At 61.9% G+C, this 18,928-nt stretch carries 17 protein-coding genes, 1 tRNA gene and 2 pseudogenes; 17 read left to right on the top strand and 3 right to left on the bottom strand.

Translation table 11 applies throughout. The features are described from left to right. Positions 1-137 precede the first annotated feature (137 nt). The 17 genes and pseudogenes from lonB to EI28_RS02550 all read left to right on the top strand — a co-directional run bounded on the left by lonB (position 138) and on the right by EI28_RS02550 (position 16,137). Positions 138-2,075 (top strand): ATP-dependent protease LonB, encoded by a 1,938-nt coding sequence (lonB, locus tag EI28_RS02625; protein ID WP_048112491.1) that lies wholly within the window; start codon positions 138-140, stop codon positions 2,073-2,075. A gap of 6 nt (positions 2,076-2,081) precedes the next feature. Continuing rightward, positions 2,082-3,409 (top strand): annotated as a pseudogene (locus tag EI28_RS02620) (TldD/PmbA family protein). Continuing rightward, complete coding sequence (locus EI28_RS02615; protein ID WP_048112427.1) at positions 3,406-4,698, top strand: TldD/PmbA family protein; 1,293 nt, start codon at positions 3,406-3,408, stop codon at positions 4,696-4,698. Before EI28_RS02620 ends, EI28_RS02615 begins: the two are co-directional and overlap by 4 nt. Beyond that, positions 4,699-4,962: a pro-sigmaK processing inhibitor BofA family protein gene (locus EI28_RS02610; RefSeq protein ID WP_048112425.1), complete on the top strand. Its 264-nt coding sequence runs from the start codon at positions 4,699-4,701 to the stop codon at positions 4,960-4,962. 243 nt (positions 4,963-5,205) lie between these two features. Then, positions 5,206-5,808, top strand: coding sequence for a hypothetical protein (locus EI28_RS02605; RefSeq protein ID WP_048112424.1), 603 nt, complete (start codon positions 5,206-5,208; stop codon positions 5,806-5,808). Between the two features lie 112 nt (positions 5,809-5,920). Beyond that, positions 5,921-6,073 (top strand): hypothetical protein, encoded by a 153-nt coding sequence (locus EI28_RS14345; protein WP_197018459.1) that lies wholly within the window; start codon positions 5,921-5,923, stop codon positions 6,071-6,073. Then, positions 6,057-6,593 carry a hypothetical protein gene (locus EI28_RS02600; protein ID WP_052379641.1) on the top strand — a complete coding sequence of 179 codons (537 nt, stop codon included), beginning with the start codon at positions 6,057-6,059 and terminating at the stop codon, positions 6,591-6,593. The genes EI28_RS14345 and EI28_RS02600 overlap by 17 nt, the downstream gene beginning before the upstream one ends. A 51-nt stretch (positions 6,594-6,644) precedes the next feature. Continuing rightward, the gene (locus tag EI28_RS02595; RefSeq protein ID WP_048112422.1) at positions 6,645-6,974 is read left to right on the top strand and encodes a V-type ATPase subunit subunit G family protein; all 330 of its coding nucleotides are present in this window, start codon (positions 6,645-6,647) and stop codon (positions 6,972-6,974) included. Continuing rightward, complete coding sequence (locus tag EI28_RS02590; RefSeq protein WP_048112420.1) at positions 6,961-8,901, top strand: V-type ATP synthase subunit I; 1,941 nt, start codon at positions 6,961-6,963, stop codon at positions 8,899-8,901. The genes EI28_RS02595 and EI28_RS02590 overlap by 14 nt, the downstream gene beginning before the upstream one ends. A gap of 4 nt (positions 8,902-8,905) precedes the next feature. Beyond that, positions 8,906-9,163 (top strand): ATPase, encoded by a 258-nt coding sequence (locus EI28_RS02585; protein ID WP_048112417.1) that lies wholly within the window; start codon positions 8,906-8,908, stop codon positions 9,161-9,163. Positions 9,164-9,174: 11 nt separating this feature from the next. Further along, positions 9,175-9,753, top strand: a complete 579-nt coding sequence (locus tag EI28_RS02580; RefSeq protein ID WP_048112415.1) for a V-type ATP synthase subunit E family protein — start codon at positions 9,175-9,177, stop codon at positions 9,751-9,753. Between the two features lie 13 nt (positions 9,754-9,766). After that, positions 9,767-10,822, top strand: a complete 1,056-nt coding sequence (locus tag EI28_RS02575; protein WP_048112413.1) for a V-type ATP synthase subunit C — start codon at positions 9,767-9,769, stop codon at positions 10,820-10,822. A gap of 1 nt (position 10,823) precedes the next feature. Then, positions 10,824-11,126, top strand: a complete 303-nt coding sequence (locus EI28_RS02570) for a V-type ATP synthase subunit F (RefSeq protein ID WP_011843141.1) — start codon at positions 10,824-10,826, stop codon at positions 11,124-11,126. Next, positions 11,126-12,880: an ATP synthase subunit A gene (locus EI28_RS02565; protein WP_048112411.1), complete on the top strand. Its 1,755-nt coding sequence runs from the start codon at positions 11,126-11,128 to the stop codon at positions 12,878-12,880. The genes EI28_RS02570 and EI28_RS02565 overlap by 1 nt, the downstream gene beginning before the upstream one ends. 2 nt (positions 12,881-12,882) lie before the next feature. Then, a pseudogene (locus EI28_RS02560) lies at positions 12,883-14,267 on the top strand (ATP synthase subunit B). 6 nt (positions 14,268-14,273) lie between these two features. Beyond that, positions 14,274-14,900 carry a V-type ATP synthase subunit D gene (locus tag EI28_RS02555; RefSeq protein WP_048112408.1) on the top strand — a complete coding sequence of 209 codons (627 nt, stop codon included), beginning with the start codon at positions 14,274-14,276 and terminating at the stop codon, positions 14,898-14,900. 22 nt (positions 14,901-14,922) lie between these two features. Then, positions 14,923-16,137: a phosphoglycerate kinase gene (locus tag EI28_RS02550; RefSeq protein ID WP_048112406.1), complete on the top strand. Its 1,215-nt coding sequence runs from the start codon at positions 14,923-14,925 to the stop codon at positions 16,135-16,137. A 1,498-nt stretch (positions 16,138-17,635) separates the two neighbouring features. Here the strand turns inward: EI28_RS02550 and EI28_RS02545 are convergent. The 3 genes from EI28_RS02545 to EI28_RS02535 form a co-directional block, all read right to left on the bottom strand. Beyond that, on the bottom strand, positions 17,636-18,493 hold the full coding sequence (locus EI28_RS02545) for a DUF89 domain-containing protein (RefSeq protein ID WP_048112404.1): 858 nt from the start codon (positions 18,491-18,493) through the stop codon (positions 17,636-17,638). Positions 18,494-18,535: 42 nt separating this feature from the next. Then, positions 18,536-18,609, bottom strand: a tRNA-Pro gene (locus EI28_RS02540). Between the two features lie 63 nt (positions 18,610-18,672). After that, the gene (locus tag EI28_RS02535; protein ID WP_231476543.1) at positions 18,673-18,870 is read right to left on the bottom strand and encodes a hypothetical protein; all 198 of its coding nucleotides are present in this window, start codon (positions 18,868-18,870) and stop codon (positions 18,673-18,675) included. Positions 18,871-18,928 lie beyond the last annotated feature (58 nt).

The following is an 18,928-nucleotide window of genomic DNA, read 5'->3' as shown; positions in this document are numbered from 1 at the left end:
TTTTCGGCAACGCGGGCTGCAAGAACCTGGGACCGCTCCGTGCTGATTATTCTCATGAAACACCTTTGCTAGAAAGTATTTGAACGAGGATGAATAAATTATATAAGTACCAGTGCAGCAAAGAGGTAAACTCGACGATGGATTCGACGCCAACAACAAAAATTCCCAACATCGAGCTCACGAATGACGAACTGGAGGAGGCCGATGTCTTTTCCGGTCTTGAGCTGAGCGCATCGTCCGATATCGACGTACCCCCGAATCTCATCGACCAGGTCATCGGCCAGGAGCACGCCGTCGAGGTGATCCGGAAGGCCGCCGTCCAGCGCAGGCACGTGATGATGATCGGCACCCCCGGGACCGGCAAATCGATGCTGGCGAAGGCGATGGCCGAGCTCCTCCCCAAAGAGGAACTGCAGGATATCCTGGTCTACCCGAATCCCGAGGATAATAATAATCCCATCATCAGGACCGTCCCCGCCGGCCGCGGCAAACAGATCGTCAACGCTCACAAGGTGGAGGCAAGGAAGAAGATCCAGATGCGGAGCACCCTTATCATGCTCCTCATCATCGGCATCATCGGCTACGCGATCATCACCTACCAGTGGCTGATGGGCATCATCGCCGCCGCGTTCGTCTTCATGGCGTTGAAGTATTCGATGCCCCGCGAGGAGGCGATGGTCCCGAAGCTCCTGATATCCCACGACTCGAACACCATGGCGCCCTTTATCGACGGCACCGGTTCGCACGCGGGCGCCCTGCTCGGCGACGTCCGGCACGACCCCTTCCAGAGCGGCGGGCTCGAGACACCTTCCCACGACCGTGTCGAGGGAGGGGCCATCCACCGGGCGCACGGGGGGGTGCTCTTCATCGACGAGATCAACACCCTCACCCCCCACTCCCAGCAGAACCTGCTGACCGCGCTCCAGGAGGGCACCTTCCCGATCACCGGCCAGAGCGAGCGTTCGAGCGGCGCGATGGTCAGGACGGAGCCGGTTCCCTGCCGGTTCGTGATGATCGCGGCAGGCAACATCGACGCCATCCAGGGGATGCACCCGGCGCTCCGGTCGCGTATCCGGGGCTACGGCTACGAGGTCTACATGCGCGAGACGATGGAGGACACGGCGGAGAACCGGAAGAAGTTCCTCCGGTTCATCGCGCAGGAGGTCAAGAACGACGGGAAGATCCCCCACTTCGACCGGGCCGCCATGCTCGAGGTGCTCCGCGAGGCCCGGCGCCGCTCGAACCGGAAGGGCCACCTGACCCTGAAACTCCGTGACATGGGCGGGCTCATCCGGGTGGCGGGTGACCTTGCCCGGCAGGAAGGTGCGGAGTTCACCTCGGCAAAGCACGTCCTCGCCGCGAAATCGGCCTCCCGCTCGATTGAAGACCAGATCTCCGACGAGTATATCAGGCGGAGCCGCGACTACGACCTTGCCGTCGTGGAAGGCACCCGGGTGGGCCGGGTGAACGGGCTTGCGGTGATGGGGAGCGATTCCGGTTCGGTGCTTCCCGTCATGGCCGAGTGGACGCCGCGCCAGGGGGAGGACGGCACGGTCGTCGCGACCGGTATGCTCCAGGATATCGCCAAGGAATCGATCATGAACGTCAGCGCCTTCATCAAGAAGTTCACGGGCAAGGATGTCCGGGAGATGGACATCCACGTCCAGTTCATCGGCACCTACGGCGGTGTCGAGGGCGACTCCGCCTCCGTGACCGTGGCGACGGCGGTGATCAGCGCCATCGAGAACATCCCGGTGCGCCAGGACGTCGCGATGACGGGGTCACTCTCTGTCCGGGGCGACGTCCTCCCCATCGGCGGTGTCACCTACAAGATCGAGGCGGCGGCAAAGGCCGGGATCAAGACGGTGATCATCCCGCGGTCGAACCTCGACGACGTGCTGATCGAGGACCGCTATCGCGAGATGGTCGAGATTTTGCCGGTCGACCACATCAAGGAGGTTCTCCAGAACGCGCTCGTGCCCGAGAACCGCGAAGGGTTTATTTCGAAGCTCCGGAAGATGGCGGTCAATCCGACCGGCATCTTCGACCCGAATGTCGGGCGTTCTCCGGTCTGATGCCCTATGGCTGAAGTGCGTTACTACGATATACGGTGCGTACGGGGCGAGATCACCCTGGTCGATATCGACAACGGTGTGATCGAGTCCGCGGGCACCTCATTTTTCGATAAAGCCGTGATCCGGGTGCTGGGATCGAAAGGCTGGGGGATCCTCACCCGCGATCACGTCGATATCGATTCGAAACGCGAGGTCGAGAGTCTCGTCGAGGCGGCATCGCGCCTTGCGGTCGTCACGGAGGATCATCTCGACCTTGCCGACGCGCCGCGCGGCGTGCTCCCGGTTCCGCCCCTTGGGGAGGATCCCCGGGACGTCGATCTCGAGGAGAAGACCCGGCTGCTTGCCGGGATAGAGGAGGCGGCACGGGTTGCCGGGGTGGGAAACACCCGCGCGCGCTACACCGAGGGGATCGATGCGGTCCGGTTCCTGGATTCGAGTGAAAACGAGTACTCTTACGAGGCCGTCCGGTCCGGGTTCTCGGTCGTCGCCATCGCGTCCAGGAACGGCGTGATGCAGATGGGGAGCGAACGCGACCACATCACCACCGGGTTCAACCTCCGGAACAAGCAGGATCTCGGCCGGAAGGCGGGCGAGGTCGCGGTCTCCCTGCTCGACGCGAAACTCCCGAAAGGCGGGACAAAACGGGCGGTGCTCGACCCGGAGCTTGCGGGCGTCTTCACCCACGAGGCGGTCGGCCACGCGAGCGAGGGCGACCTCGTCCGCGAAGGCGCATCGGTCCTTGGCGGGAAGATCGGCGAACGCATCGGGTGCGAGGGGCTCGTGATCGTCGACGATCCCTCCCTCCCCGAGTTCGGTTCATGCCCGTCGACGCCGAGGGCGTTGCCGTGCACCGGACGGAGATCATCCGCGACGGCATTCTCTCCTCCTACCTGCACAACCGCGAGACCCTCGCGGCCGTGGGAGACGGTGTTCCCGGCCACGCCCGGTCGGAGCACGGGGCACCGCCGATCGTCCGGATGAGCAACACCTTCATCGAGAACGGCGACGCGGCCTACGACGAGATCCTCGCGGAATGCAAAGACGGTATCCTCCTCATCGGGTCAAGGGGCGGCCAGGTCGATCCCGGCCGCGGCGTCTTCCAGTTCAACGCGGAGTATGGCTACCTCATCGAGGGTGGCGAGAAGGCCGGTATGGTCCGGGACGTCTCGCTTTCGGGCGAGATCCTCTCGACGCTGCACAACATCGCTCTGGTCGGCAACGACCGGAAGATGAGCCCGGGATACTGCGGGAAAGGCGGGCAGAGCGTCCCGGTCAGCGACGGCGCGCCCCATCTCCTGCTCGAGAATGCAACCATCGGGGGACGCGGCGAATGAACGGCGAAGACCTGATCGAGAGGATTCTCCGGGAAGGAGAACGCCGGGCGGACGAGGTCGAGGTCTTCTACGCCCGGGGACTGAGCGTCGGCACCGAGATCAAGAAAGGGATCCTCGGGAACGCCGAGGAGTCGGAAGCCTGGAACATGGCCGTCAGGACGGTCAGGGACGGGCGAATAGGGTTCTCGGCCACGAGCGACCCCGACCGGTGGAAGGAATGTCTGGATGCCGCGCTCGCGAGCGGGCGACTCGCCACCCCGCAACAGTGGGGCGGGTTCCCGAAACCGGCCGATCTTGCGGGCACTCCTTCCGCGGCCGACGGGGATCTCGTCGTCGCGGTGGAGGATGCGGCGAAGATGGTCGGCGATCTCCTTGCCGGTGCCGCGGAGCACCCGGTTGAGGTCGTGGGCGGGAGCGCGGATCTTGCCCGGTCGTACCTCGCGGTCGCGAACTCGAGCGGCGTCTTCTACGGCATGGACCGGACGGTGGCGGCGGTCTCCCTCGAGGCAATCAGGGAGCAGTCCACGGGTTACGAGTTCGACGCCTCCCCGTACCTCGCCGATATCGATGCGCGGTCGGTCGGGGAGCGGGCCGCCTCGCTTGCTGCGCGCTCTCTATCGGGGCGCGATATCGAGACCGGGCGCTACGACGTCGTTCTCTCCCCGGTTGCTGCGGCAAGCCTCCTCGGCCAGGTTCTTCTCCCGGCCCTCTCCGGGCGGAACGTGAAGGCCGGCCGGTCGTTCCTTGCGGACAAAGTCGGCGAACAGGTCTTTGACGAGCGGCTCTCCGTCTACGACGACCCGTTTGCTCCCGGCCTCGGGAGCACCGCCTGGGACGCGGAGGGGACCCCGGCCCGGCGCCTGGTCTTCGTGGAGCAGGGAGTGCTCCGGCAATTCGCCTACGATCTCAAGACCGGCTACCGCTACGGCGAGGGGAGCACGGGGAGCGCCGTCCGTTCCGGGAGCGAAGGCCCCGGGATCGGCGTGCACAACCTCTTCATCGACGGCCCGCGGGTAAAAGAGCCCGGCGACGATCGGGCGGTCTGGATCCACGACGTCGTGGGCGCCCATACCGCGAACCCGTTCTCCGGCGACTTCTCGGTGGAGATCTCGAACCCCTTCTGGATCGAAGGAGGGGACCTCACCGAACCCATCCGGACGGCGATGCTCTCCGGGAACGTCTTTGAAATGCTCGCGGGCATCGGGGGGCTCGGGAATGACGCAAGGCGCGTCGGACGTCTGACGATTCCATCAATACGGTTAAATAACCAGCAGATCATTGGTAAATAGATGATGGAAGAGATCCTTGCCATCCTTCTCGCGGTCGCGATAGCCGCGGCGCTCTACTACCTCATGAAGAAGGCCATGACGCTCGTCATCAACGCCATCGCCGGGCTCATCACGCTCTGGCTCCTGAATTACTTCAACGTTCTCGCGTGGTTCGGCGCTCCCGACATCCAGATCAACCTGGTGACGGTTCTCATCTGCGCCCTCGCAGGGCTGCCGGGCGCCCTGGTCCTGGTTCTACTCCACCTTGTGGGGATCGCGATCTGAGGAGGGTTTTCGACCGCTTCTTGCTTTTCGATGCCCTCCGTCAACTCACGCGAAGCCGCGAAATCGCGAAGTCCACACAGGTGTCGATCGTCCATTTCGCGTCCTTCGCGCCTTCGCGTGAGACCATCTCAAAGACAGGGCTGGTAGAAGCCCCGTAAGGATAGCGATACACCTCACGCGAAGAGCGGCGGATGGTACATCCGGGCCGAAACCCTTATCCCCTGCCGTGAGTTCTCTGGAACCGTGGCCCCGACCCGGGCGGGTGCGCTCTTTGCAGCCGTCACCCTGGCCCTGTTTGCGCTTGTTGCCGCGGTGGTGCTGACCGCACCGTACGAGGATCTGTTCAGCGTCATAGCGCGCCTTGCCGCGCTGTGGGGGTTCCTTGCTCTCGGCATCGCGACCCTCCTGACCCCGTTCCTCCGTGAGATCATGGAGGTCTTCGGGAGATCGTTTCTCTCGGTGCACCACACCTTCGCCGCCGTCGGCCTTCTCCTCCCCACGCTGCACCCCGTGACCCTCGCCATAGGGGCGATGAACCCCGCCGTGTTCATCCCGGTCTTCTCCCCGTGGGAGCGGTTCTGGGCGCTCGCAGGCCGGCCCGCGCTTTATCTCCTCTATATCGCGTTCGCCGGCGTGCTGCTCCGAAGAAGCATCCCGAACTACTGGCGGTGGGTGCACGGGCTGATGTACGTCGTGCTCCTCTTTGCCGTCGTCCACGGGAACCTGATCGGGACGGACTTTGAAGACCCGATCATATGGGTGCTCTTCAACACGCTCTTCGCCCTCAGCGTCGCGGCATTCGTTCTCAAGCGCTGGCGGATGATGCAAAAGAAGGCAAACCCATAGGGACGGCGGTGCATGAAGGCGGACACATTCCGCGCCGCAGATCCGGGTTTTTCAAGGCTGCCGCGATAGGGTTTTATCCTCTGCCCTCCTCCCTCTCTTCTGGTGATGCCAGATGTGTACAGTCGGTGGACCCGTCGACATTGAGTTCAACGAGCGTGTGGAGGGCAAGAATTACCGCTGCAAAGAGTGCGGCGAGAAGTTCAAGGGCGTTGGAAAGCGGCCCATGTGCCCGGGCTGCCAGTCCGAAGATGTCGAAGAGATCTGAAGGCGGCGCTTTTGGGGCCTCCCCCGCCGGGGCGGGCGCGACGACCGTCCCCCTCGGCGGCGAACCCCTCCTCATCCGGGGAGAACGCTCTTTTCTGCTTGTTGCGAAAGCCTGCTCCCGGTTCACGCTCTGCATCGAGACCCCGGACGACGAGTACTGCCAGGCGGTCGACCCCGACGATCTGGTCGCCGTCTCCATGCCGGAAGGCGGCCCCGTCGAGCAGGCACGCATGATGCTCGAGCTGGTCCGGCGCTACCATATACCGCTTGTCGTCCTTCCTAAAGACCATCCGGGTTCGAAACGGCTATCGATGGTCGTTTCGGTCGCCCCGGCGATTCTCCTCGCCTGCGATATCCGGCGCGGAACCCATCCCGAGCAGCACCTGCTCTGCTCGTCCGCGGAGTTCTCCGGGCTCTCGCTTGCCGGGGTTCCCGGGGGCGTCGCGATTGAAAACCTACCCCCCGGGGTGGAAATGGTGCATCTGAATGCGGAAAAATCCTCAGCAGACAAACAACAATAAATATATGCCCAATTTCATCAAATATTCATACGCCGTGAGAAGGAGGGTTTGATGAAGACCGATGTCCTGAAAAGCATCAGGGAAACTGAAGAAGAGTATCAGGCGATGATCCGTGATGCGCAGGCGGAGAGGAAGAAGAGCCTCTCTGATGCCGAGCTGGAGGCTGAAAACCTGGTCGTCAAGGCACAGAAGGATGCCGAGGACTACAGGAATCAGCGTCTGGCGGAGGCACGGGCCCAGGCGCAGAACAGGTACAAAGAGATTGTCAAAGAGGGTGAAGCGCGCGCAGAGGCGCTGAGTGCATCCGGGAACGAAAACCTTGCAGAAGCTGTAGACTTTATTGTTACACGGTTTAAGGAGCAGCTGCATGTTAAGGCCTGAACGGATGCGCCGGTTGCTCATCGCAGCCCCGAAAGGTGAGATCGACGCCATCATCAGGGAACTCTACCGGCACAACGTCTACCACATCGAAGACTTCGTGCCCGAGAGTTCGTCTGAAGCGCTGTCGATCGGCCACCCGCTTCCGGAGGCGAGCGACGCAGCTTCGGCGCTCATCAAGGTCAGGGCAATCGAGAATGCGTGCGGGATAGACCCCGAGAACGTAGACGTCAAAACGAAGCTCCCCGCGTCGAAGGTCAGGGAGATGATCCGGACGGATCTGCCCGTTATCCAGAAGGAGGCGGAAGATCTTGTCGGTTCACGCTCGAGGCTGGAGGCGCGGCAGAAGGAGCACGAGCAACGCGCGAGGGAACTTGAACCGTTTGCTGCGGTTCCCCTGGATCTGGAATTCTATCGCGGATATACGCGGTTTACCGTCTTTACCGGGCACATAACCCACGACGTCGAGATCGACGTCCCGAACGAGAAGTATTTCTCCGATAAGGTGGTCGGCAACATGATCGTCGTCGTGGTGCAGAACGAGCACCGCGAGCAGGTCGAGCGGACTCTCCTCGATGCCGGGTTCCAGGCGATCCCCGTCCCTGAGGAGACCGGGGCGCCGGCCGACCGCATGAAGGCCCACCTGGAAGAGGCCCGGGGGATCGAAGGCGAGATATCTGCAATCAACGGAAAGATTGCAGGGATCCGGGAGAGGCACGCCGACTTCCTGGTAGCATGCGATGAACTACTCACGGCTGACGTAGAGCGGGCGGAAGCCCCGTTGCGGTTTGCTACCACGGAGGAGACCTTCATCACCGAAGGCTGGGTGCCCGAAGACCGGGCGGACAGGATTCTGGACGCGCTGGAGAAAGCGACCAACGGGAAGATCTACATCGAGGAACTGGAGATCGAAGAAGACACCAGTGTCCCGGTGGAATACGAAAACCCGTCGTTCGCTTCGCCGACACAGATGCTCATGGACATCTACGCGCGGCCCCGCTACTCCGAGATCGACCCGACGCTGATGGTAGCCATTGTGTTTCCCATCTTCTTCGGTATGATCCTCGGTGACGTGGGTTACGGAGCCGTCCTGCTCGCTCTGAGTCTTGGCTTACGCAAGTTCCTGAAGGGCGAAGGCGGAAGAAACCTGCTCAAGGTGCTCAGTTACGCAAGCATCTCGAGTATCGTCTTCGGCGTGCTCTACAGTGAATTTCTGGGATTCTCGCTCCCGTGGGAGCCGCTGGTCTTCTCCCGACACCTCAATATCGGAGGGCATGCGGGAGGACACGGCCCGCAGGTAGTCGAACTGATGGTCATTGCGATCTGGATCGGTATCCTGCACATCACGCTCGGGCGCATCCTTGGCATACTCAATGCACGGAGACTTTACCACGGCAGGCACGCGACAAAAGCGGTTATCTCCCACGCCGGCTGGCTCGGGGTCATGTGGGGCATACTCCTCATCATATGGTCGTTCTTCCCCATCCCGATGATGCTCGACCTTACGGGCTTCCCCGTGGCCATCGCGGTAGGCGTCGTCCTGCTGGTGGCGGGAGTCATCGGTATCGCGCAGGAGAACGCGCTCGAGATCGTCGAACTTCCGACGATCGTCAGCCACGTATTGTCGTATGCCCGTCTTGTGGCGGTGGGCCTCTCGTCGGTCGCAATCGCGATGGTGGTCAACTACATCTCGATCGGCATGATGATAGAGCCCCAACTTGAAGCAATCACACCGGTCGGTGTGATCCTCATCATCGTCGGCATTCTCGTCTTCCTGATGGGGCACGTGCTGAACACGGCACTTGGCCTCCTCGGCGGCGGTCTGCATTCGATTCGTCTTCACTATGTTGAGTTCTTCACCAAGTTCTACAAAGGTGGAGGCAAAAAGTACAATCCATTCGGTATGATATCAAAGTTTACGGAGGAATAAGAAAATGGTAGATTTTGGCACAGCAGAACTGACTCTTGAAATGATCCAGGCATCGCAGGTAGGAATGAGCGCAGTCGGCGCAGGTCTCGCAGTAGGTCTCACCGGCGTCGGCACCGGCCTTGCCGAGATGGGTATCGGTGCGGCGGCCGTCGGCGCAACCGCAGAAAACAGGGACATGTTTGGTCTCGCACTGCTCTTTACGGTCATTCCGGAAACCATCGTCATCTTCGGTCTTGTGGTTGCACTGCTGCTTCTGTTCTGATGGAGTGAACCATGGGACTCGAAGCAGTAGTGAACGAGATCCGGGAGAAAGGGCGAAAGGAGGTCGAGGCGATCCGGGCAGAGACCCGGACCGACGTTGAGGAGATCCTGGTGGACGCACAGACTCGCGCCGCCGGGATCAAGGCGTCGGCACAGGAGGAAGCGGACCGGGCAGCCACCCACATCATCAACCAGGAAGCCTCGGCGGCGAACCTCGTCGTCAAGCGGCAGGTCCTGAACGCCCAGAAGACGCTCCTCGATCAGGTCTATTCGGCCTCGCTTGCCGCTGTCGGTGATCTGCCCGCCGAGTTCCAGGAGAAGGCGCTCACAGCCCTGCTGAAGAGAGCGGTAAAGGAGATCAAGAAGGGCGTCGTCCATGCAAACGAGCGGGATACCCCGGTTGTCGAAGAGATCCTCTCCCAGTTGAAGATGTTCTCGGGCTACACCGTGGGCGCCCCGGCCGACATTCCCGGCGGCATCATCGTTGAGAGCAACGACGGCGAACTGCAGATCGATTACAGTTACCGCACGTTCCTGGACGAGATCTGGGAATCCGGTTTGAAGGATGCGTCGGATATTCTGTTTACATGAGGAGGGTTCATAAATGGCAGGGGTAAGTAGCGGATCGGCCCAGTACATTTACGCCTGCACCCGCATGCGGGTGCGTAAATCGCTGCTGATACCGCGCGAGGATTATCTCCGCATGCTGAATATGAGCCTGCCTGAGATCACCCGGTTCATCGGCGAGACCATCTACCGGTCGGAGATCGATGAACTCGGCACCTCCTTCTCCGGGATCAACCTCGTCGAGGTGGCCCTGAGCTGGAACCTCGCCAAGGAGTACCAGAGCATCCTGGAACTGGTTCCGGGAGATCTGAAGCACTTTACCGCCAGTTACCTGCGCCGCTGGGATATCCAGAACGTCGTCACCGTCCTGCGCGGGAAGATGCAGAAGATGCAGCCGGGCAAGATCAAAGAGGTCCTGGTCCCGGCCGGCAGACTCGATCGGGTCGCTCTCGACCGCCTTGTCGCGGAAGAGTCGCCGGAGCGGGTCGCCGAGTCGCTCAAGGGCGAGCGGTTCTACCCGGTCATCGAGAGAGAACTGCCTCGCGCGATGGAGACCGGATCGTTTGCTCACCTGGAAAACGAGCTCTACAAGGGCTACTACGCGCGGCTCATCGCGGACGCGAAAGGAGGCGTCAAGGGCGGGGATATCTTCCTCAAGTATATCCAGCTCGAGATCGATATCCGGAACATCCAGAACCTCTTCCGGCTGCGGGCCGGGCAGGTCCGGGAGGATGTCAGGGAACTGATGATCGGTGGCGGTTCGTTCACGGTGGACGAGTTGCAGCGGCTCTCGGGACTTGAGAGCCCGGATGAGTTCATCGACGCCTTGAAGAGGCAGGTGAAGATGATCCCGCTCTTAAACGCGCTTGAGGAGATCCGGGGCAAGACCGCACTCCACGAGATCGAGGTTGCGCTGACCCGGGTCCAGCTGGACCAGATGGAGCGGATGTCGAAGCGGTACGCGTTTTCGATCCTTCCGATCCTCGTCTACCTGGAGAAGAAAAAGTACGAGGTCGCGAATCTTCGCGCCCTTGCCCGGGGCAAGGAAGCCGGCCTCCCCGGTGAGCGATTACAGGGCTACCTGGTGATGTAGAATGGAGATCGCAGTTGTCGGTACCGGTGAATTCATCCTTGGTTTCAGGCTCGCGGGTGTCAGAAAGACCTACGCGGCCGAGACCGACGAGCGGCTGGTCGAGCATATCAACCAGGTGCTGGATGACAGAGACGTCGGCATCCTCGTGCTGAAGGGCAGCGACATGGAGCGGATTCCCCTGCGGCTTCGCACCACCCTCGAAAATTCCGTCAAGCCGACGGTGATCGCGATCGGCGGAGAAGAGGGCGGCCTGTCGATGAGAGAGAGAATCAAGAGATCGGTGGGTGTTGATCTGTGGAAGTAATGGAGAAAGGAAAAGAGAACAGGACTCAGGGAGTCCTGAAGCGGATTTCAGGGCCGGTCGTCACTGCTGTCGGTCTCGACGCACACATGTACGACGTGGTGAAGGTCGGCAATGAAGAACTGATGGGGGAGGTCATCAAGATCCAGGGTGAGAACATCATCATCCAGGTCTATGAAGACACCGCCGGCATCAGACCCGGTGAGCCGGTGGGGAACACCGGTCTCTCGCTTGCTGTTGAACTCGGGCCCGGGCTGCTGACCAGCATCTACGATGGGATCCAGCGGCCGCTCGAGGTGCTTGTGGACAAGATGGGCAACTTCATCGAGCGCGGCGTCTCGGCACCCGGCCTCTCCCACGAGAAGAAGTGGGAGTTCGTGCCCACGGTGAAGAAGGGCGACGAAGTCAAGGCCGGCGACATCATCGGCACGGTCCAGGAGACGAACATCGTCCATAAGGTCATGGTTCCGCCCAAAGCGAAGGGCGGCAAGATCAAGGAGATCTCGGGCGGCAGTTTCACGGTCGACGAGACCGTCTGCGTCCTCGAGGACGGCACCGAGATCGCGATGCTCCAGCGCTGGCCGGTCCGTGTGCCCCGCCCGGTGACGGAAAAACTGAACCCGGACATCCCGCTGATCACCGGTCAGCGGATCCTGGACGGTCTCTTCCCCATCGCGAAGGGCGGAACGGCAGCCATCCCCGGCCCGTTCGGCAGCGGCAAGACGGTCACCCAGCAGCAGCTTGCGAAGTGGTCGGATGCCGAGATCGTCGTCTACATCGGCTGCGGCGAGCGCGGCAACGAGATGACCGAGGTTCTGACGGAGTTCCCGGAACTCGAGGACCCGAAGACCGGCAAGCCGCTGATGGAGCGGACGGTGCTGATCGCGAACACCTCGAACATGCCTGTCGCGGCCCGTGAAGCGTCGGTTTACACCGGCATCACGATCGCCGAGTACTTCCGTGACATGGGCTACGACGTCTCGCTGATGGCCGACTCCACCTCCCGGTGGGCCGAAGCCATGCGTGAGATCTCGAGCCGTCTCGAGGAGATGCCCGGTGAGGAAGGCTACCCCGCGTACCTTGCGGCACGTCTCTCGGAGTTCTACGAGCGTGCGGGCCGTGTCATCTCCCTGAACGGAGAGGGCGGTTCCGTCTCCGTCATCGGCGCGGTTTCGCCGCCGGGCGGCGACTTCTCCGAGCCGGTCACCCAGAACACCCTGCGTATCGTCAAGGTCTTCTGGGCACTGGACGCGAAGCTCTCGCAGCGCCGGCATTTCCCGGCGATCAACTGGCTGAACTCCTACTCGCTCTACCTCGACGCGCTCAACGAGTGGTACGACAAAGAGGTCTCGCCCGAGTGGAACCCGCTCCGGGCGTGGGCGATGGGCGTCCTCCAGAAAGAGGCCGAACTCCAGGAGATCGTCCAGCTGGTCGGTTCCGATGCCCTGCCCGACGAGGAGCAGGTCACCATCGAGGTGGCCAGGATGATCCGTGAGATCTTCCTGCAGCAGAACGCCTACGATGCGGTGGACACGTTCTGCCCGATGTCCAAGCAGTACGACATGATGAAGGCGATCAAGCACTTCGCCGACCTCGCGCATACCGCCCAGGCGGGCGGCGCGACGCCGCAGCAGGTCATCGCCATCAAGAGCAAGAACGAGCTTCCGCAGATCAAGTTCATCAGGGACTACGAGCCCGAGCTTGAGAAGATCATGAAGGATATGGAAGCTGAATTTGACGCGATGAGGACGGTGTGACCATGAAGGAATACAGAACGGTTGCACAGATTGCAGGGCCGCTGGTATTCGTCGAGAAGACTGAGCCGGTCGGCTACAGCGAACTCGTCAACATCGTGACCGCCGACGGCACGGTCAAGCGCGGCCAGGTGCTGGATACGAGTGACGAGATCGTGGTCGTCCAGGTCTTCGAGACCACCGCGGGTATCGGCAGGGACTCGGGCATCCGGTTCACCGGCGAGACAATCAAGATGCCGGTGGGGAAAGACATGCTCGGCCGTATCCTCTCCGGAGGCGGCAAGCCGATCGACGGCGGCCCGGATATCGTGCCCGAAAAGAGGCTCGAGATCACCGGTGCGGCCATCAACCCCTACGCCCGCTCCTCGCCTGAGGATTTCATCCAGACGGGTATCTCGACGATCGACGGGACGAACACCCTCGTCCGCGGCCAGAAGCTCCCGATCTTCTCGCATCGGGTCTGCCCCACAACGACGTGGCGCTCCAGATCGCCCGCCAGGCAAAGGTGCCCGGCTCGACCGAAGAGTTCGCCGTGGTCTTCGCTGCGATGGGCATCACCCGGGAAGAGGCCAACTACTTCATGGCCGACTTCGAGAAGACCGGCGCTCTCGAGCGCTCGGTCGTGTTCCTGAACCTTGCCGACGACCCGGCCGTCGAGCGGACGATCACGCCGCGTCTCGCGCTCACCACAGCCGAGTACCTGGCGTTCGACCTCGGCTACCACGTGCTGGTCATCCTGACGGATATGACCAACTACTGCGAGGCGCTCCGTCAGATCGGCGCGGCCCGTGAGGAAGTGCCCGGCCGGCGCGGTTACCCCGGCTACATGTATACCGATCTTGCAAGCATCTACGAGCGTGCGGGTATCATCAAGGGTGTCAAGGGCTCGGTGACCCAGATCCCGATCCTGACGATGCCGGGCGACGATATCACTCACCCGATCCCGGACCTGACCGGTTACATCACCGAAGGCCAGATCGTGGTCAACCGTGAGCTGCACCGGAAGGGTATCTACCCGCCGATCAACGTGCTGCCCTCGCTGTCGCGTCTGATGAACCTCGGTATCGGTGAAGGCCACACCCGCGAGGACCACAAGAAGGTCTCGGACCAGCTCTACGCGGCATACGCGGAGGGTAACGATCTCCGGGGTCTCGTGGCCATCGTCGGCAAGGACGCGCTCTCGGAGCGCGACCGGATGTTCCTCGAGTTCGCCGACCTCTTCGAGGACCGGTTCGTCAGGCAGGGCCTCTACGAAGACCGGTCGATCGAGGAGACGCTCGACCTTGGCTGGGAACTCCTCTCGACGCTGCCCGAAGAGCAGCTCGTCCGTATCGACCGCGAACTGATCCAGAAATACCACCCGAAGTACCGGAAGAAGGCACAGGGGTAAACGTCCATGGCGCTGCGAGATATCAAGCCGACCCGATCGGAGCTGATCAACATCAAGAGGAGGATCAAGCTCTCGGAGCGCGGCTATAACATCCTCAAGATGAAGCGCGATGGGCTGATCCTGGAGTTCTTCAAGGTGCTGCAGCAGGCGAAAGACAGCCGCGGCGCACTGCTGGAGCGCTACGAGCGTGCAATGGAGATGATCGCCCTTGCGGAGACCGTCGAGGGCGCGATTGGGGTAAAGGCCGCCGCCTTCTCGACGGCGGACGCCCCCGCCATCTCCCTTAAAAGCAAAAACATCATGGGCGTCGTCGTCCCCGAGATCGATGCGTCTTCGGTTCGGAAAGGCGTGCTCGACCGCGGCTACGGGATGCTCGGCACGTCCGCCGTCATCGACGAGACCGCGGAGGCGTTCGAGGATCTGCTCGAGGCCATCATCGAGGCCGCCGAGATCGAGACGACCATGAAGAGGCTGCTCGACGAGATCGAGAGCACCAAGCGGCGCGTGAACGCGCTCGAGTTCAAGGTGATCCCGGAACTCTCCGAGGCCAGAGACTTCATCAAGATGCGGCTCGATGAGATGGAGCGTGAGGAGCTCTTCCGCCTGAAAAAGATTAAGGCACGGAGCACCTGAAGAGAGAGACTGGTGATACCCGGTGGAGATCGGTACGCTCGCAGATACTGGGAAGTTGACGGGAACGGTGATGCTGCGGGTTGATTTCAACTCGCCCATCGATCCTTCCTCAAACCAGATTTTAGACGACAAACGGTTCCGGGAACACCTGCCGACGGTGCAGGCGCTCGAGGACGCGCGGCTTGTCGTCCTCACGCACCAGAGCAGGCCCGGCAAGAAGGATTTCACGACGCTTGAGGCGCATGCGGCGAAACTGGAGCGGCTGCTCGGTCGCCCGGTGACGTATGTGGAGGACATCTTCGGGCGGTGCGCCCGGGATGCCATCCGGAGCGCAAAGCGCGGGGACGTCCTGATGCTCGAGAACCTCCGGTTTGCCGCCGAGGAGAACCTGACCCTGAAACCGGAGGAGGCGAAGAAGACCCTCCTCGTCCGGAGGCTGGCGTCGATGGCCGATGTGTACGTCAACGACGCGTTCGGTACGGCGCACCGGTCGCAGCCGTCGATCGTGGGGCTGCCGCTCGTGCTCCCGTCGGTGGCCGGCCTCCTGATGGAGAAGGAGGTCGCGAACCTCTCCCGGGTCTTTTCCGGCGCCCCACGTCCCGTCACCTTCGTGCTCGGCGGGACGAAGGTGGACGACTCGATCGCGGTCGCGCAGAATGTCCTCGAACGGGGAACGGCCGACCGCGTGATCGTCGTCGGCGTGGTGGGAAACGTCTTCCTGCTTGCGGCGGGCCACGAGATCGGGCGGCCGTCGGCCCGGCTGATCGACGACCTCGGCTACCGGGCAGAGATCGATAAGGCGAAAGCCCTCCTGGAATCCTACGCCGACCGGCTCTCTCTGCCGCACTCGGTCGCCGTCCGCGAAGACGGCGAGCGCGTCGAGTACCCCCTGGACACCGTCCCGGAGGACGCCCAGGTGCTCGACATCGGGAGCGATTCGATCGAGAGTCTTACGGAGACGATCTCGGGCTCGGGAACGGTCGTGGTGAACGGTCCGGCGGGGCTCTTCGAGGAGGAGCCGTTCGCCGTCGGCACCTTCGAACTCCTGCGGGCGGCCTCTGCCGTGGAGTTCTCGGTGGTGGGCGGCGGGCATTCCGGCGCGGCCATCGAGCGGCTCGGCCTCGAGAGCGAGTTTACGCACATCTCCACCGGCGGAGGGGCGGCAATCGAGTTCCTGACCGGGAAGAAGATGCCCGCCATCGAAGCGCTGGAGATGTCCCGCAAGACCTTCGGCTGAGAGGAGCACTGTGCGACTGCCCGTTAGGGCAGGGGCTGGAGCCCCGGAGGTGCGATCCCCCTCTTCTTTCTCTCCGATTTTTCCGCTATGCTTCCGTTGCATCGGCTCTGTTGAACCTCCTGCTTGCTCCAGACGGCCGCAATCAGGGGTACTCAGGGGCACGGCTTTGCACCGGGTTGGGCACCTTCGGTGCTCATGTTCCCGCCCTGGCGGCCGGTCGCATTCCGTCCATCGCACGTCCAGGACCTTCGGTCTTCTCCTGCTCCGGTTCTTCGCACCTCACGGTGCTCACGCTCCCGGCCTCTGGCCAGTCGCGTAACGAACCATCGCAATCGCCACGCACTGCCCGCCCCCCTGGGGGCGGGAGGAGCGCGAAGCGCGGGTGGTGGGGGTTACAGAGGTCCATGACAACGTGGAGACAGGGGAGGGGGAGACCCCCCTCCCCGCGAGCCCCACAGCGAAACCCTTTGGGTTTCTCGAACTCCTGTCCTGTGGACAGTCGTTCCCCCAATGGCGATATGCGACTGGCCGAAGGTGCGACGTTCCTCTGGAACGGAGCTGGAGCACCGTTAGGTGCGGGGGCAGGAGCACGAGCACCAAAGAACGACGTTCCTTCAGGATGCGACGGTTCGTCAGAATCGAAGCTGGAGAAACCCGGGAGGGTTTCGGGAACGGAGTTTGAGCACCGTAGGTGCGAAGTGCGATGCTCCGAAGAAGGAGAGTTTGAGCACCGTTAGGTGCGAAATGCGATACTCCGGGGAGTGGAGCACGAGAAGCCGTGAGGCTTCGAGGAGCGCAGGCCACCATGGTCCCCTGCATGAGGACATGCCCGAGAAAAAGGTCGTCCCCGGGGACAGCCTGATCTGGCACCAGCCTCATCAGGGACAGGATGAAGATCGGAACAGGGTTTCAACAAAGCCGTTGCATCGTCACGTGAGGTTGTATGCCTCCGATTCCGTCAGAGGCATGCAAAGCCGCGAATGCTGCGCCGGACAGGGAGCGTTTCCGGTACAATAGCAGCGGTTCGAGTTTTTTGCGACCCGGGGGCTAAGAAAAGTGAGGTGGGGTTGGCCTTATGGAATGAGGTGGGGGGGCCACACCCGAAGGCTTCATAGTCCGGTGTAATCTCGCTTGTGGTTGCTGAGCGCTGGTTCGGGGGCAGTTGGGTGCTCCCGAACCGAATCCTTACATCGTTGGGGGTGTAGTCGGTTGTGGTGATTGCTGATGGAATTGAATGACTGGTGATTGCTGATGGAATTGAATGACTGGTGATTGCTGGGTGTGGTAGTTCCCCGCTCCAGTATCTATTCTACCAATTATATATTAGTTTCCAATAAATAACTAAATGAATATATCTTTCAAAATACCAAACAGGAGATTCACACACTGTCGTTAACCGGGAGAACGATTCATATCCCGGAAAAATGTTGCCGCAAAGGTTATATGTCCCCGACCGTCGGGCGGCACTTCCCGGGGGAACTCAGGCCCCCGCGCCGGATCACTCACGGAGGAGGGCGACCCGGGAACCGACCGGGATGCCGATATCCGCACCGATCGGGCCACATTTCACCGACATCAGGTAGGCGACGGGGGGGAGGTCGCGATCGTCGGAGAGCGACTCGTAGTTGGCCATGCCCTTTGCGATGACGAGCGTCGCGCGATCGAGAGCATCGGCGAGCGCCGGGGGGGTGAGGTCGCGGTTGAGCCCGAGTTCGGCGATGCCGTCCGTGGTGGGGGTGAGCAGGTCGACCCGGCGGTCGAGCCCGAGCGCCACGGCATCCTCCATCGTTGCGTCGTTTAAGATCGGGGCTCCCCGGACGGCGAACGTGACGTGCGACCCGCTTTTCTTGAGGTAATCGGCAAAAAGGGTGTCAAAGACGATCTCCCCGCAGTTGTCGGCGAGGTAGACCACCCGGGAGGTGTGCCTCTCGATCGCGGCGGTGTCGTCGACGGTCAGCCCCGCCGCAAACTCCCGGCGGAAGAACTCGACGAAGTTATCGGTGACGGTATGCGCCATCGCCCCGTAGTCCAGGGTATTCCCGATGACCGATGCAAGCGCCAGGTCGCGGAACGTCGAAAGATCGCCGCGCACCTCCCGGCAGACCGCCGCCGCGTCCTCGTTGTTGCCCTTCTTCAATGACCGGTAGGGGTCGTCGTCGCCGATCATCCGGTAGGCGAGCCGATGCACCCGGCTCGCGATGACGGGTGCGGGCACCGGGTCGGCGATGGTGCGCCCAAGAAGGTCCCGGCACGCATCGACGATCTCGGAGACGCGCAGGGAATCGTCGATGCAGAGCCGGCTCTCGTACTCGACCCGGCTCATCAGGCAATCCGTGCAGCCTGCAGTCAACTTCATGCTGCGGATAACTCTGTCGGGGACAGAGAAAAAATGGTCTGATGGGGCCACTGCGATTTGAACGCAGGTCAGAAGACCCCCAGTCTCCTAGGATGGCCAGGCTACCCTATGGCCCCTTCCCTATTAGCTAGGTTCGAATTACACATATATCTTCGCTTTGCGGAGCCGGAGTAGAACCTCTATCCGCGGGCGTTCTTATACTCCTCGACGCTTCTTGTCAGTTGTTCCAGTTCGCTGCCGGTGATCTCCATTCTGCCGGTCAATGACTCGACCTCTTTGAGAAGCTGCTGGATGCGCACGTACATCACGTACATAATAAACAGCAGGCAAACGATGGTTACCGAGAGCAGGACTATCATGATTGCGTTAATATCCATAGTCATCATGGTTCTCTCCTGAATAGTGCGCGGGCGAACCGCTCAACAAATCCTTCCT

Source organism: Methanoculleus sp. MH98A (assembly GCF_000691865.1).
Classification (GTDB): domain Archaea; phylum Halobacteriota; class Methanomicrobia; order Methanomicrobiales; family Methanoculleaceae; genus Methanoculleus.
Note: the sequence above shows the minus strand (reverse complement) of the source record. Positions and strands in the feature narration are given on the sequence as shown.